The following is a 14,421-nucleotide window of genomic DNA, read 5'->3' on the forward strand; positions in this document are numbered from 1 at the left end:
GATCGTGCTGGAAGACGGCGGTGGTCGGGTCCGGCTTGGTGCCCATGAGGCCGGGGTAGTCGGTCTCGACGCGCGGGGCGTTGCCGTGGTGCAGGACGGTGAGGACGCCGGGCATCGCCAGCACGGGCGCGGTGTCGAGGGCGCGGATCCGGCCGCGGGCGACGGTGGAGAGCACGAGCCAGCCGTACGCGAGTCCCGTGAAGGGGATCTCCGCCGCGTAGCGGGCGGATCCGGTGACCTTGTCCCGGCCCTCGACGCGGGTGTGGGCGGTCCCGACGGTGCCCCGGCGGGCGGCGGGGGCGGTGGTCATCGGGCGGACTCCTCGGTGAGTCGGGTCAGTTCGGCCACGACGAGGTTGCGCATCAGCGTCACCTTGTAGGCGTTGTGGGGCAGGGGCCGGGCGGCGGCCAGTTCGGCGTCCGCGGCGGCGGCGAAATTCTCGGCGTCGGCGGTCGCGCCGATGAGGACGCGTTCGGCGGTACGGGCCCGCCAGGGCCGGGAGGCGACGGCTCCGAAGGCCAGGCGCACGTCGTGCACGACGCCGTCACGGACGTCGAGGGCGGCGGCGATGGAGCCGATGGCGAAGGCGTACGAGGCGCGCTCGCGCACCTTGCGGTAGCGGGAGTGGGCGGCGACGGGCGCGGGCGGCAGGGTGACGCCGGTGATCAGCGCGCCGGGCGGCAGGGCCGTCTCCCGGTGCGGGGTGTCGCCGACGGGCAGGTAGAAGTCGGCGAAGGGCAGCTCGCCCGGCCCGTCCGGGGTCTCGTAGGACACGACGGCGTCGAAGGCCGCCAGGGCCACACCCATGTCGGAGGGGTGGGTGGCCACGCAGTGTTCGGAGGCGCCCAGGACGGCGTGGTTGTGGTGCTCGCCCTCGACGGCGGGGCAACCGCTGCCGGGGACGCGCTTGTTGCACGGTTTGGTGACGTCGGCGAAGTAGCCGCAGCGGGTGCGCTGGAGCAGGTTGCCGCCGACGGTGGCCATGTTGCGCAGCTGTCCGGAGGCACCGGCGAGGACGGCCTGCGTCAGCGCCGGGTAGCGGCGGCGTACCTCGGGGTGGGCGGCGAGGTCGCTGTTGGTGACGGTCGCGCCGATCCGCAGCCCGCCGTCGGGGGTGGACTCGACGCGGTCCAGCGGGAGGTCACGGACGTCGACGAGCCGGGCGGGCCGTTCCACGCCGGTCTTCATCAGGTCGACGAGGTTGGTGCCGCCGCCGAGGAAGCGTGCCTCCGGGTCGGCGTCGAGCAGGGCGAGGGCGCCGGGGACGTCATGGGCGCGCCGGTAGTCGAACTCCCTCACGCGGCGGCCTCCTTGGCGGCCGAGCGGTCGGCGGCGGCGCGGGCCACGGCCTCCACGATGGACACGTACGCCCCGCAGCGGCAGAGGTTGCCGCTCATGCGCTCCCGGATCTCCTCCGGTGTGAGGGGTGGTGGGCCGGCCTCGGGTCGTACGTCGTCGGTGGCGGCGCTGGGCCAGCCCGCCGCGTGCTCCTCGATCACCGCGATCGCGGAGCAGATCTGGCCGGGGGTGCAGTAGCCGCACTGGTAGCCGTCCAGTTCGAGGAACGCCTCCTGCACCGGGTGCAGCCGGTCACCCTCGGCGACTCCTTCGATGGTGGTGATCTCCCGGCCCTCGGCCGCCACGGCCAGTTGGAGGCAAGAGACGTTGCGGCGCCCGTCGACGAGGACGGTGCAGGCACCGCACTGCCCCTGGTCGCAGCCCTTCTTGGTCCCGGTCAGATCGAGGCGCTCGCGCAGGGCGTCGAGCAGGGTGGTGCGGTGGTCGACGGTGAGGGTGTGCTTCTCGCCGTTGACGGTCAGGGTGACGGCGCTGTACGTCGAGGAGGGGGCTGAGGACATGAACAGCCTTCTTTCGCGTATCCGGAGCGGGCCCGAGGCAGGCTCCGGCAGGCAGAGGTGTGCGAGGACAGGGCGGTAGGGTGCCGCGCGGCGCGGCGGCAGCGCTAGGATGCGGCAAGCGGACACGTGTCCGTCTACCCGGACAACTTAACGGACAGATGTCCGGATCAACAAGGACGGAATCCGGCCAGGGGCCGGCGAGGAGGACGCGTGACAGAGGACAAGAACGCGCCTCTGCGCTCCGACGCGCGACGGAACCGCGAGCGCATCCTGGCGGTCGCCCTGGAGGAACTGACCCGGTCCGCCGACGCGCCACTGAACTCCATAGCCAAGAAGGCGGGCATAGGGCAGGGCACGTTCTACCGTCACTTCCCGAACCGCGAGGCTCTCGTCCTGGAGCTCTACCGGCACGAGATGCAGCAGGTCGCCGACAGCGCGGCCGAGTTGCTCGCGGTCCACGCGCCGGACCGGGCGCTGCGGGAGTGGATGGACCGTCTGGCCCGGTTCGCCCTCACCAAGGTCGGGCTCGCGGACGCGATCCGGCAGGCCGCGGGCGCTCCGGGAAGCCCCGGAAGACCTCGCCCGACCCCGGTGCTCGAGGCCGCCGAGGTGCTGCTGCGCGCGGCCGAGGAGGCCGGCACCATCCGGCCCGGAGTGAGCGCGGACGACTTCTTCCTCGCCATCGCGGGCCTCTGGCAGATCGGCCCGAGCGAGGACTGGCAGGCCCGGGCCGGCCGTCTCATGGATCTCGTCATGGACGCCCTGCGCGCGGGGGCGCCGAAGCAGTGAGAGACCGCCGGAGGGCCGGCCGCCCTTGTGTGCGGCGGCCCTCCGGCGGACGACCGGGTCAGGATTTCTTGATCTTGTACGCGTTCTTCACGGTGATCGCGAAGGTCGACGCCCGGTCGGTTCCCTTGACCCTGAGGCTGACGGAACCGTGCCCGTTGCGGTCGAGGTGCTCGGCGGGCAGCGTGGCGAGCGAGGGATGCGCTATCAGCGCCCGGTTCTTCACCACCGGCACCCGTCGCCACGTCGAACCGCCGTCGAAGGACGCCTCGACGGTCAGCGCACGCACCCGGCCCCGGGCCCGGTCACCGGTCCGCTGGAGCGTGAACGGCACGGCGACCGTACGGCGGTCCGCGACCCGGGACCACGTGTCGACCGGCGGCGCGAACCGCACACCGGTCAGCGGCAGCGCGGCCGTCGTCCCTTCGGCGGTCCGCCCCGAGCGGAACGTCCACACGCCGTCGACCTCGGTGCTCACGGCGTTCCACTGGGTGCGGTCGGCGTGGGCCCTGAGGGTGTACGTCCCGGTGTCCGCCGGCACGTCCCAGGCCGCGAGCGCGGTGTTCCGCGGGAACTCCTCCGCCCCGTCCCGGCTCTTGGCCAGCTGCTCGCCGCCGCGGCTGAGGGTGTAGGAGTAGGTGGCGTACAGATCGTCGCTGGTGAACAGGTGCCGCGGGTCGGAGTCGCCGCCCAGCGGCAGGTCCACGGTGACGGTGTCCCCGGTCCGGGTGAGCCGGCGGCCGTCGGGCGCGAGCGTGGGGGCGCCCGCCGGACGGTTCCAGTGCTCGGTGCGGGGGCCGGGCCGGAACACCTCGGGCCGGGTGAGCAGCGCACGGTGCTCCAGCGGGTCGAAGCTGTCCGTGTTCTGCCAGCTCCACCGCAGCTCCTGCGCCCAGGCGATGTCCTTGGACGCGGTGAAGAACTCGGTACGGGTGCCGGGCGAGGGGACGTTGACGCGCCGTCCGCCGACCGGGACGCCCTTCACGGTCGGCGTGGCCAGCTTCGACTTCAGGGGGAAGGGCCGGTCGAAGTCACCGGTCTGCTCGGCGGCGTGGTAGCGCGCCTTGGTCCGCGCGAGCTGGGAGTCCCTGACCCGTCCGGTGAGATCGGCCGGGATGCGGCCCTCGCGGAAGGCTGCGAGGTAGTACACGGGCCCGGTGGCCGTCGGATAGGAGTACTCGCCGCCGGGGGTGCCGTCGGGGGCCTTTCCGTACACATAGCCCTCGGCGAGGTCCTCGCGGAAGTACGCCGTGTACCGGTTGCCCTTGGCGCGGGTCCTGGACGGCACCGCCCAGTAGTCGGGCGCCCGATGCCTGAACTGCACGTCGGTGTGGAGGGCGAGCGGGCCGCGCTCCCCCGCGGGGGCCTTCGCCTGCCGCTGGGCGACCCCGACCTGGCGGTAGATGTTCTCGGCCTCGCGGTCGTCGACCTTGTGGGCGAGTCTGCGTGCCGCCGTGCCGCCCAGCGTCAGTTCGGTCGCCTTGTCCACGCGGACGTGGGGCTCGCCGGCAAGGATGATGTCGCTGTCGAACCAGTACGAGTCGTCCTCGTGGCGGCCGATGAATGCCGAGACGGCGTAGGTGCCCGCGGGGACCCGGACCTCGATCTTCGAGCCGAGGGTGGCGAGTTGCGGCTCCTCGAACGGCTCCAGGGACCGGTCGAGCGGCAGGATGTCCACGAGAGAGACGCCGTCGGCGCCCTCGCCCAGATGGTCGCGGAGGTTGAGGGTGAGCTGGTGGCTCTCGGGTTCGAGACTGAGGCCGACCGGGACACGTACGGCCGTGGAGCCGGACCGGGCGGTCAGCAGGGCCGAGAGGGCGCCGCCCGTGCGGATGCCGTTGTCGTGGAACTCTACGGCCACGGAGGCCGTGCCCCCGGCGGGGACGGTCACCCGGTCCTCGGCCAGGGCGAGCAGCGTGGTGGGCAGGTTCCCCCGGGTGGACTTCACGTCGAGGGCGAGGTCCAGGGTGAGGTCCTCGGCGGTGTCGTTGGCGAAGGACACCTTGCGCCGGGTGTCCTCCGCGGCGCGCGGCCAGGACAGCCGGCCGAAGTCCAGGGCGGACGACGTGGCCGTGACCCGCTGGTCCACCGCCCGTTCGGCGTCGACCAGCCCGGAGCCCTGGTCGTAGACGCTCTCACCGGCACCGGGCCGGGCGCCGGACACCAGCGCGAGGGCCACCTGGCGGGGCGTCCAGTCGGGGTGGGCCTGCATCACGAGGGCGGCGGCCCCTGCGACGGCGGGCGACGCCATGGACGTACCGGACAAGCGGGTGTAGGCGTCGTCGACGGGGCCCTCGGGGCCGGCCGGGTCGACGTCGCCGATGGGGGTGTCCTTGGCGCGGGCCGCCGTCACGGCGACACCGGGGGCCTTGACGTTGGGCTTGACGCTGTGGTCGCCGAAGAGCGGGCCGCGGCTGGAGAAGCTCGCGACGGCGTCGTCACCGCCGGCCGCGCCCACGGCCAGGGCACCCTCGGCGGCCGCCGGCGGGGAGACCGTGTAGGAGCGGGGTCCGTCGTTGCCGGCCGCCACCACGGGCAGCACACCGCGCTCCAGCAGGGCGTCGGTCGCCAGCGACCAGGGGTCGGTGCCGTCGCTCAACGCCCGTGCGCCGAGGGACATGTTGACGATGTCGACGCCCTCGTCGGCCGCCCACTCCATGCCGTCGATGACGTGGGAGACGGAGCCGATCGGGCCGGACAGCACACGGGCGCTCAGGATCTCGGCGCCGGGCGCGACACCGGCGTACCGGCCGTCGGACGCGGCGCCCGTCCCGGCGATGATCCCGGCGACATGGGTGCCATGGCCGTCGATGTCGTTCTTCTCGTCGTCCCAGGAGATGAAGTTCTCCGCCTTGGAGACGCGCTGCTCCAGGTCGGGGTGGGTGGCGCGCACCCCGGTGTCGATCACGGCGACCTTGACGCCGCTGCCGTCGAGGCCGCGCGCCCTGAGGCCCTTGGCGTTGATCTGCCCGACCAGGTCGGAGACCGCGACGTCGCCGTCCGGGGTGGTCTCCGGTTCGCCGGCCGCGCCCCCTTCGTCGGTGAGCTCGACGGGGGTGTCCAGCCACACCTTCTGCACGGCGGGCGCGAGTTCGGGATCGGCGCCGTCCTCCGAGGTGGTGAGCGTCCGCCACAGGGCGCCGCGGTCGTCCTCGGGCAGGGTCACGGCGGTGGCGTCGATCGACTCCAGCGCCACCGTGTTCCCGGGCAGCGCCTCGGCGCGGGTGGCGGCTGGCAGCAGGGGGCCGCGGTGGCGGACGATGAGGGGCAGGCCCCGGTCGTCGAGGGCACCGTCGTCGTAGCCGAAGCGGTGCAGGGCGCCCAGGTCGAAGAGCTGGTCGTCGACGGCGCCGGTGGCGACCAGCGGCGCCACGTCCATGGGGATGACCTGGAGGTCGGCGCCGCCGCCCCGCCGGACGAAGCCGATGCCCTCGCGGCCCTTGCCGGGCTCGATGTCGATGCGGGGCTCGCCCCGTTCGGCGCCGACGGTCACGACGTCGCCGGTGACGAGGGTGAACCGCTTGCCCGTGAGCGGGGCGGCCCCGTCCGCAGCCGCCGGAGAGGCGGGGGTGGCTGCGGGAGCGGAGGGAGTGGAGGGGGTGACTGCGGGAGTGGAGGAGGTGGAGGGGGTGGCCGCGGTGGATAACCCGCTCTGGGTGGTCACGAGCAGAACGGCGGCCAGGGCGCCGCCCGCCCATGCCGGGACACGTGGTCTGGTCACACGAACTCCGTTCGAGGTGGGGGGTGTTGAAGGAGATACGGAGGTGAACGAAGGAACGCGTGTCACGGTACCGAAAAGGTGATCGTTTCCTGAGAGGGCAACTCCCTTTGATCACAAGGGAATTGAGCCGCTCGACGCACACATCTTGACGTGTAAATGACAACAGTGGCATGTTCCCATGGGAGCGCTCCCATCTCACCAGGGAAGGGAACACGATGCGCAGCACCCGCCACTCCCCCACCCGGATCCTTCCGCTTCTCGGCCTGCCGGCCGCCCTGCTCCTCCCCTTCACCCTCACCCTCGCGCCGCCGGCCTCGGCCGCCGCGGCGAGGGGAACGGCCGCCGAGCCGGTGCGCATCATGCCGCTCGGCGACTCCATCACCGGCTCGCCCGGCTGCTGGAGGGCCGTGCTGTGGAACCGGCTGCGGAGCGCCGGCTACACGGACATCGACTTCGTCGGCACCCTCGGCCCCCAGGGCTGCGGACAGGCCCACGACGGCGACAACGAGGGCCACGGCGGCGAACTCGTCACCCACGTGGCCGACCAGAACCTGCTGCCCGCACGGCTCGCCGCGACGCTTCCGGACATCGTTGTCATGCACTTCGGCACGAACGATGTGTGGAGCAGCGTCTCCCCCGACCGCATCCTCGCCGCCTACACCAGGCTCGTCGGGCAGATGCGGGCCTCCAACCCCGACATGAAGATCCTCGTCGCGCAGATCATCCCCATGAATCCCAGCAGCTGCGCGGGCTGCGCGCAGCGCGTCGTCGACTTCAACGCGCGGATCCCGGCCTGGGCGCGGGCGACGAGCACCAGCCGTTCGTCCGTGACCGTCGTCGACCAGTGGACCGGCTTCGACACGGCCGCCGACACCTACGACGGGGTGCACCCGAACGCGGCCGGCGACAACAAGATCGCCGCCCGCTGGTACCCGGCGCTGGGCGCGCTGCTGGAGCCTGGCTCCGGCGACCCCGGTGACCCCGGTGACCCGGGTGACGGGCCGTGCAGCGCGGCCTTCCGTGCCGTCAACGTCTGGCAGGGCGGCTACCAGGGCGAGGTGACGGTGACCAACACGTCCGCCTCCGCCGTCTCGGGCTGGACCGCGACCGTCGTACCGGCCGCAGGAGCCCGGCTGACCCAGGCATGGAACGGCACGTTGAGCACGGCGGCCGACGGGACGGCCACCGTCACGAACGCCCACTGGAACGGCACGCTCGCCCCCGGCGCCCGCGCCACGTTCGGTTTCATCGCGGACACCTCGACGACGTCCGGGACACCGTCGGCGACCGTCAGCTGCACGGCGAGGGGCGTCGCCGGCTGATGACGGTGGGCCCCGCCGGTCGATGCGGGCCGGGGCCCGTAGCGGCCGTCGCCCGGACGGCGGCGCCGTCCGCCGCCGGGTGACGGCCGTCCCACACCCCCCACACACGAACGGTCACCCCTGACCACGCCCCGCTCACCCCGTTCTCCCCACCCCCACCCCACCTGGAGCCGCGATGAGATCCCGTACGCCGACCGTCCGCCGTGTGGCCACCGTGGCCGCGGCCCTCCTCGGACTGCTGCTGCCCCTGTGGGTGATCGGCCCGTCCGCGCAGGCCGCGCCCACCGGATTCCGCATCCAGAACGGCCGACTGCTGGAGCGCTCCGGCAACGACTTCGTGATGCGGGGCGTCAATCACGCCCACACCTGGTATGCGAACCGGACCAGCTCCCTGTCCCACATCAAGGCCAAGGGCGCCAACACGGTGCGGGTGGTGCTCTCCAGCGGTGACCGCTGGACGCGCAACGACACCGCGGACGTGGCGAACGTGGTCGCGCAGTGCAAGCAGAACCGGCTCATCTGCGTCCTGGAGGTGCACGACACCACGGGCTACGGCGAGCAGAGCGGGGCCGTCACGCTGTCGCGGGCCGCCGACTACTGGATCAGTGTGCAGAGCGCGCTGACCGGTCAGGAGGACTACGTCATCGTCAACATCGGCAACGAGCCGTACGGCAACAACAACTACGCGGGCTGGACCGCCGACACCAAGGCGGCGATCCAGAAGCTGCGCACCGCCGGCTTCCAGCACACGATCATGGTGGACGCCCCCAACTGGGGCCAGGACTGGGCGTTCACGATGCGCGACAACGCGGCGTCGGTCTTCGGCGCCGACCCGGACGCCAACACGATCTTCTCGATCCACATGTATGGCGTCTTCGACACCGCCGCCGAGATCACCGACTATCTGGGGCGCTTCGTCGCCGCGAAACTCCCCATCGTGGTGGGTGAGTTCGGGCACGACCACTCGGACGGCAACCCCGACGAGGACACCATCCTGGCCACCACCCAACAGCTCGGCCTCGGCTATCTGGGCTGGTCGTGGAGCGGCAACGGCGGCGGCGTCGAGTATCTGGACATGGTCACGAACTTCGACCCGAACCAGCTGACCAGCTGGGGCCGCCGACTCTTCGAGGGTGCGAACGGTATCGCCGCCACCTCGAAAGAGGCCGCGATCTACGCCTCCTCCGGCGGCGGCGACACCACTCCCCCGACGGCCCCAGGCACCCCGACCGCATCGTCGGTGACGTCCTCGTCGGCCAGGCTGGCCTGGGCCGCCGCGACCGACGCGACCGGTGTCACCGGCTACGACGTGGTCCGCGTGAACGGCACGGCGGAGACACCGGTGACGACCACCACCGGCACGTCCGCCACCCTCACCGGGCTGGCGCCGGCGACGTCGTACGTGTTCGCCGTCTACGCCCGTGACGCGGCCGGGAACCGATCGCCGCGCTCCGGCACGGTGAGCGTCACGACACCGCCCGGCGGCACCACGGCGTCCTGCTCCGTCGACTACCGGGTGACGAACGAGTGGCCCGGCGGCTTCCAGGGCGAGATCGTCATCCGCAACACCGGCGGCTCGGCCGTCAACGGCTGGACCCTGCGCTGGTCGTTCCCCGACAGCCAGCGGGTCACCAACCTGTGGGGCGGCACCGTGGCCCAGAGCGGCGCCGACGTCACCGTCACGTCGGCCCCGTACACCGCGAACATCCCGGCGTCGGGCTCCGCCACCCTCGGCTTCACGGCCGGCAGGGGCGGCACGAACCCGGCGCCGACGGCGTTCTCGCTCAACGGAGCCGCCTGCACGTCGGCATGATCCCCGCACCGCGGGCCGGGGCGAGGGGTGTCACCGCTCGCCCCGGCCAGTGGTACTTCGGCTCCGCCGTCCGGCCGAGGACGGTCAGCCGGCGCTGCCGATCAGCTTCCAGGGCTCGTGGTCGGAGTCGGCCGCGGTGCCCGGGGCACTACCCTTGGTCTCCCATTTGGCCTTCCAGACCTTGCCGTTGTACTTGACCGTGGTCTGCTCGATCGGCTGGCTGGCCGGGGAGTAGACCTTGTTCGCGTCCCAGTTCCCGGCACTGCAGCCACCGGCAGGCGGGGTCGCCGTACTGAGTCCCTTGAGGTTGTCGGTCACCGGCGCGTACGCCGTGCCGCCGATCGACAGACTCGTGTTCACCGGACCGGTGATCGGAAGGAAGTAGATGATCGGCAGGTCGAGCGACTTCCCGGCCGGGATGATCTGGCAGTAGTCCAGCGTCGTGCTGACCCGGTGGAACGTCGAACCGGCCGTCAGCTGCCACTGGCCGCCTTGGGCACCCGTCTGCCAGTTGCCGTCCTTGACCAGCGGTGACGTCGAGGCCGGGATGTCGAACGACAGCTTCGTGTCCTTGCCACCGCCGAGCGTGCGCCCGGTGTTGTTGGTGATCCGGACGGTCGGCTGCAAGGGCCACAGGTTCGCCGTGGAGGTCGGGTAGTTGACCATCTCGACGCTCACATTGGCGGTCACCGTCGGCCCGGCACCGCCGGTGCCGGCGCGCAGACTGTTGTTGTAGGCGCCGATGTTGCCCAGCTTCTCGTTCAGCCGGGTGGTCAGCGTGTACCCCATCCCACACGGGGTGTCCGGCTGGACGTCGGCCGGGCACGAGTAGTCGCCGCCGAGTTCCCACATCATCACGCCGCCCGCGCCGGTCGACTTGACGAGATCGGTGACCGCGTCGATGCCCTGCTCGTCCTCGGTCGACAGGAACACCTTCTTCTCGGCGTTCCACAGCCATGACGTCTTGGTGGTGTCGTCCCAGTACCGGGTGTACTGGCCCGTGCGCCGGTCGGTGGCGTCGGTCTGCGGCTTCAGCCCGACGCTGGGGGCGTAGACCGGGGTGATGTTCTTCTCCAGGTTCTTGGTGTGCCACAGCGGGTTCGTCCCGGAGCCGAGCTCGCTGCCGTTGTTGGTCTCGTCGTGCCAGATGTTGTCGATGCCGAAAGCCCCGTCACCGCACGGCCGTTTGATGCCCGTACCCGGCTCGCAGCCGTTCTGCTTGCGCGACGTGCCCCACAGGCCGTGGGTGCCGCCGGTCACGTTCTGCCAGCCGCGCGTGTAGTAGGGCACACCGATGTTGACGCGCCCGGCCTGCATCGCGCCGCGCATGTACTTCATCGCCCAGTCGGTGTTGAAGTACCCGATCTTCCCGTACTCCGGCGTGGCGTACTGGTCGGCGAGTTCCGGGTCCTTGCCGTCGTCGAACAGCGCCGCGTTCGGGCCCACGACGTCGTTCCAGGTGCCGTGGTAGTCGTACGCCATCAGGTTGGTGAAGTCCTGGTACTTCAGCGCGGTCTGGTTCGCCATCCCACGGGCCAGGTAGCCGGAGGCCGACGACGCCGAGGTGAGCAGGTAGTACTTGTTGTCCGCGACCGAGGCCCGGTTCAGCGAGTCCCGCAGCGTCTTCATCAACGCGGCGTACGCCGTGGGCAGGCCCTTGCGGCGCGGGTTCGACACCGCCCAGTCGGCAGGATTGCCGGTGTCCTCCAGGACCGTGGGGTACTCGAAGTCGATGTCGACGCCGTCGAAACCGTACGTCCGCAGGAAGTCGACGACCGAGCCCGCGAACGTGTCGATCCCGGCCTGGTTGACCGAGCCGTCCGCGTTGGTGGTCATCGAGTAGAAGCCACCGGAACCGGCCCAGCCGCCGACCGAGATCAGCGTCTTCACGCGGGGGTGCAGGCGCTTGTACTTCGTCAGCAGGTTGAAGTGCCCCTTGTAGGGCAGCGAGGGGTCCATCTCGGCGCCGGCCTCGCCGGGCCACTCCTTCTGGGTGGCGTTCGCGTCGACCTTGATCTTGTTGTTCTCTACCGACGCGAACGCGTAGTTGAGGTGGGTCACCTTCGACCACGGGATGTTCTTCACCAGGTAGTGCGGCGTGCCGTCGGCGCCCGTGCGGCCGCCGTTGAAGTAGCCCACGACCCGGCGGCCCCGGCCCTGGCCGAGCCATTCGCGGCCGTCGCTCTGGTAGACCTTGCAGTACGGCGTCGCCACGCCCGGTGTGGTGGCGAGGCCCTCCGGACGGCAGTCGCCGGTCGCGGCCGGCCGCGTACCGCCGTCGTCGCCACCGGGGTGCGACTCCATCGGGTCGCCGACACCGCCGTTGACCCCGAGATCACCGGCACCGCCGTCGCTGCGGCTGCCGTCGCCGTAGCTCGGCACCAGCCAGCCCTCGATGTCACCGGCACCACTCGCCGCGGCCACCTTGGCGGCGGTCTTCGCCGTCGTACCGGACTTGGCGGCCGTCTTCGCCGTCATACCGGAGCGGGTCATCGCGAAGTCCTGGATCCCGTCGCCGTTGAGGTCGGCGAAGGTCCCGAAGGTGCCCTGGAACGGGTCGTCGGCGCGGATCACGCCCAGCGACTTCCACCCCTTGGTGACACTCCACGGAGCGCCGGTGTTCTCCCACGCCCGGACCTCACCGGTGGTGAACTCGACCCGGACCGTGTCGGCCTTGCCGTCACCGGTGATGTCGGCGAAGGCGACCTGCGCGCCGCGCGACTCGCCCGGAGTGGTGAAGCCCGAGATCTTGGTCCAGCCGCCCTCGGTCGGCATTCCCTTGCCCTTGTTCTGCCAGGCGGTCGGGAAGCTCATCCGGTCCAGCGTGATCAGGTCGTCGCGGCCGTCACCGTCGAGGTCGGTGAAGTACAACTCCGGCTCGTAGCCGAGGTTGTTCGCGACGATCTTCGCGCTGTCCCAGCTGACCTTGCCGCCGCTGCTGGTGTTGCGCGACATCCGCATCGCGGCGATGCCGGTCGGCGAGTCGGCCGCGGGAAGGATCCGTATGTAGTCGTCCTTGCCGTCGCCGTCGAGGTCGGCGAAGTAGACCAGCGCCGGGTTGTTCCCGCGGTCGGCCGGGCTGATGTCGCCCAGCGAGACCGCTTCCTTGCGCGGGTCGTCGTTGCGCCAGCCGGTGACCTTGCCGTCCGTGCCGACCACCGCGTAGTCGGCCTTGCCGTCGCCGTTCAGATCGGGGAAGGCGATCTTCGAGCCGGTCGCGGCGGCGTCCCGGATCTTGCCGATCGGCTCCCAGACGTACGAGCGGCCGCTGATCATGCGCTGCAGGACCGCGATCCGAGTGCCGTCGCCGAAGGCTGCCGCGATCTTCTGGTAGCCGGCGTCGGTCGGGTAGATCTCGTTGGTGATGTCCTCCGGGGTGACCGAGCCCAGGTCGACCAGCACCAGCCGTGCGCCGCCGTCCATCTTGGCGTAGGCCATCTTGGTGAGCGCGCTGTTGTAGGCGTCGATCCGGGCCTGGTACGTCGGGTTCGTCGACGGCGGCAGGGTCCCGAGCAGGACCGTGGTCGTCGGCGAGGTCCGGTGGATCGCGTCCAGGAAGTCCCGCATCTTCGCGGCCGTCGCGGCGCCGTCGGCACCGCCGGTCAGGTCGGCCGTGCCCGCGACCAGGGTGATCATGTTCGGCCGCAGCGTCTGCAACGCGGGGATCGTCCGGGCCTTGATGTCGTCGATGCCCTTGCCTTCGAAGCCCATGTGGTCGGGGTCGCCGCGCTTGCCGTTCTTCTGCTCACCGACGAAGTCCGTGCGCTTGAAGAGGAGAGTCGCCGCCGTGCCACCGATCACCGCTGCGGTGTACAGGCCCTTCACGATGGTGTCCAGGTAGCCCCGGTAGCCGGTCTCGTCGGTGCTGTTCACACCGGCCGTGATCCCGTCACCGGCCGGCATCACCCGGAGCTCGTCGATCTCCGGGCCGGCGGCGGGCGACGGAGTGGGTCCGGCCGCCCTGAGCCGGCCGAACTGGACCGGCCGGTGGTCGGAGTCGCCGTCGGACCGGACCTCGACCCCCGGATCGAGGTTCGGGTGGGTGGTGACGAAGTAGTCGAGCTGACTACCGCTCTGGTGGGTCGCCCTGCCCGAGGCCTCGATCTCCATGCCCTGTGGGAAGTTCGCCCGCCGGGAGAGGACCCCCGGCTCGACGTTGAAGTCGCCACCGATCGTCGCGTGGTAGGTGGCGCCACGCTGGGTCCCGAGGGCCGCGATCCGGTCGTTGATGGCGCCCAGCATCACCGCGGAGTCACCGCCACCGCCGGACAGGCCGTGGAAGGTGAAGTACCACTCGTTGCCGAACCGCGCACCGAGCGCGTTGCGGCCGGCGTCGACCGGGTTGCCGACGACGATCAGCTCGTCGGGCGCCTCGATCAGGACGAGCGCGATGTTGACCCGGCCGCCGATCCGGCGCGGGTTGGTCGCGTCGTCGTCGGTCTGCAGGAAGTAGACCTGACGGGTCGGGTTGGGATTGCGGAAACCGGTGTCGATGACCCAGCTGTTGTGCAGCACGGTGTGCTGATGCGTGTTGCCCTGGCTGTCGGTCGTGGTGAAGGTCTGGCTGGGCTGTGCGTCACTGCGCGGAGGAGGCTCAGGGCCGGCCTCCTGAAGCATCACGATCGGCACCTGCATCGCCTGCTGGCGGACCGTGTTGGTCCACTTGCTGCCGGTCTTCGCCCTGATGTTGGAACCCTGCATGTTCCAGGAGACCGAGGTCGTGCTGTCCGCAGGGAAGTCGGTGGCGGAGGCCGGAACGACAAGTGCCGCTGTCAGCCCGGCCATCACCACCACTGCGGAGATCAGTCGGCGTAACAAGAGCCCCCCACTTCTCATATCAACAGATCAGCATCAACCGATCGTTGAAAGCTCAATAGTTTCGCAACTATAAGCGGCGTGGCGTGGTCTCGGCGAACTCCG

The 14,421-nt window shown here is 71.0% G+C and carries 7 protein-coding genes and 1 pseudogene; 3 read left to right on the top strand and 5 right to left on the bottom strand.

All coding sequences use genetic code 11. The features are described from left to right. From M8J73_RS31955 to M8J73_RS31965, 3 genes and pseudogenes are all read right to left on the bottom strand, one after another. Positions 1-310 (bottom strand): annotated as a pseudogene (locus M8J73_RS31955) (xanthine dehydrogenase family protein molybdopterin-binding subunit); the annotation flags it as partial. Beyond that, positions 307-1,299 (bottom strand): FAD binding domain-containing protein, encoded by a 993-nt coding sequence (locus M8J73_RS31960; protein ID WP_055541273.1) that lies wholly within the window; start codon positions 1,297-1,299, stop codon positions 307-309. The pseudogene M8J73_RS31955 and the gene M8J73_RS31960, both read right to left, overlap by 4 nt. After that, complete coding sequence (locus M8J73_RS31965; protein WP_055541274.1) at positions 1,296-1,859, bottom strand: 2Fe-2S iron-sulfur cluster-binding protein; 564 nt, start codon at positions 1,857-1,859, stop codon at positions 1,296-1,298. Before M8J73_RS31965 ends, M8J73_RS31960 begins: the two co-directional genes overlap by 4 nt. Positions 1,860-2,069: 210 nt before the next feature. On the opposite strand from M8J73_RS31965, the gene M8J73_RS31970 reads away from it, so the two are divergent. Beyond that, positions 2,070-2,648, top strand: a complete 579-nt coding sequence (locus tag M8J73_RS31970; RefSeq protein WP_055541275.1) for a TetR/AcrR family transcriptional regulator — start codon at positions 2,070-2,072, stop codon at positions 2,646-2,648. Between the two features lie 58 nt (positions 2,649-2,706). On the opposite strand, the gene M8J73_RS31975 is transcribed toward M8J73_RS31970, so the two are convergent. After that, positions 2,707-6,366 (bottom strand): S8 family serine peptidase, encoded by a 3,660-nt coding sequence (locus tag M8J73_RS31975; RefSeq protein WP_249829396.1) that lies wholly within the window; start codon positions 6,364-6,366, stop codon positions 2,707-2,709. 215 nt (positions 6,367-6,581) lie between these two features. On the opposite strand from M8J73_RS31975, the gene M8J73_RS31980 reads away from it, so the two are divergent. Beyond that, positions 6,582-7,688 (top strand): GDSL-type esterase/lipase family protein, encoded by a 1,107-nt coding sequence (locus tag M8J73_RS31980; RefSeq protein WP_055543311.1) that lies wholly within the window; start codon positions 6,582-6,584, stop codon positions 7,686-7,688. A 175-nt stretch (positions 7,689-7,863) separates the two neighbouring features. Further along, on the top strand, positions 7,864-9,501 hold the full coding sequence (locus M8J73_RS31985) for a cellulase family glycosylhydrolase (protein ID WP_249829397.1): 1,638 nt from the start codon (positions 7,864-7,866) through the stop codon (positions 9,499-9,501). Positions 9,502-9,585: 84 nt separating this feature from the next. On the opposite strand, the gene M8J73_RS31990 is transcribed toward M8J73_RS31985, so the two are convergent. Then, entirely contained in the window at positions 9,586-14,319 is a 4,734-nt protein-coding gene (locus M8J73_RS31990; protein ID WP_169797829.1) for a glycosyl hydrolase family 18 protein, read from the bottom strand. Positions 14,320-14,421 lie beyond the last annotated feature (102 nt).

This window comes from Streptomyces neyagawaensis, assembly GCF_023516595.1.
GTDB classification, from domain to species: domain Bacteria; phylum Actinomycetota; class Actinomycetes; order Streptomycetales; family Streptomycetaceae; genus Streptomyces; species Streptomyces neyagawaensis.